The following is a 1088-nucleotide window of genomic DNA, read 5'->3' as shown; positions in this document are numbered from 1 at the left end:
GTTCATGTCCGGCCACTTGATTACCTCCCAAGGTAACGACAGGCGGCGGGCCGCTTCATGTTTCCAGTCCGGCTCGATGTTGCGTGAGACGGCGGCAAGGGACAGCGCGGCCGCATCCTTGTTGATCGCGGCCGAGATCGGAACCATGCCTTCCTTCGTTGCCACGATCAGATCGCCACCGGCGCGCATCGTGGCGCGCTTGCCCATGGGCGTGGTGAGGTCATAGCGGCCGACCAGGTTCCACTCAGCAGCGGTCGCGCCGGCCGGGTTGATGCCTTCGAAAATCGCCGCCTCACCCTCGGTCGTGACGAACACGCACTTGTCGTCGATGCCGTCGCCGGCATCCAGCGACCACGTTCCGCCGAACAGCAGCGAGCCGCCGCGCTGGAAGACGCCGGACAGGTTCAGCGTCCCGAGCGCGCCGGTGACGGAATCGACCGGGAGATAGCTGGCCTTCATCGTGCCGCCCTGGATAAAGAACAGGCGGTTCCGGTAGAGCCAGACATGGGACAGCGCGCTTGTCGCAACGCCGGTGATCGCGGCCGAAACCTGAACGACGCCGCCTGGAATGTTGGCCGTGGCCGAGCCGCCGCCGGCACCGGTGATGGTTTCGTTGTCGACGAACGTCCCAGTAATCGACTGAATCATCAGCGAACCGGTCGAGCCGTTGTCAACGTTCTTGACCACGGTCGCCGTCGCGCCGCTCGTGCCACCCGTCACGACCTGGCCGTTAATGAAATTGACCGTCTGGGCATCGAAGTTCAGGCGATAGGTCGCAAGGCCATTGACCGCCGTCCAGTCGAACGTCGTCGAATAGAGCTGCAGGAAGTCGGTGCCGTTGACCGCCACGACGAACGAGCCGCCCGACGTCGTGAAATTGACGTAGGAATAATAGCCCGACGTCTGGCCGGTGACCGAAGCGGCCGGCGGGGTGACAGCGTCGGCGGGCGCCGTGACGTCGCGCACGGTCGTCTCGTCGCAGGCCCAAATCTTCTTGGTGCCGCCGGCGTTGTAGGTGATGAAACTTTCGACCGGGTCGCTGCCGATCGTGGCGCGCTTGACCGAGCCGCCGCGCATCACGATGCCGG

1 pseudogene is annotated in these 1088 nt (G+C 64.7%); it reads right to left on the bottom strand.

Annotated features, from left to right (window positions below):
* Positions 1 to 1088, bottom strand: a pseudogene (locus tag EN738_RS34530) (hypothetical protein); the annotation flags it as partial.

Source organism: Mesorhizobium sp. M4B.F.Ca.ET.017.02.2.1, assembly GCF_003998955.1.
Lineage (GTDB): Bacteria > Pseudomonadota > Alphaproteobacteria > Rhizobiales > Rhizobiaceae > Mesorhizobium > Mesorhizobium abyssinicae.
Note: the sequence above shows the minus strand (reverse complement) of the source record. Positions and strands in the feature narration are given on the sequence as shown.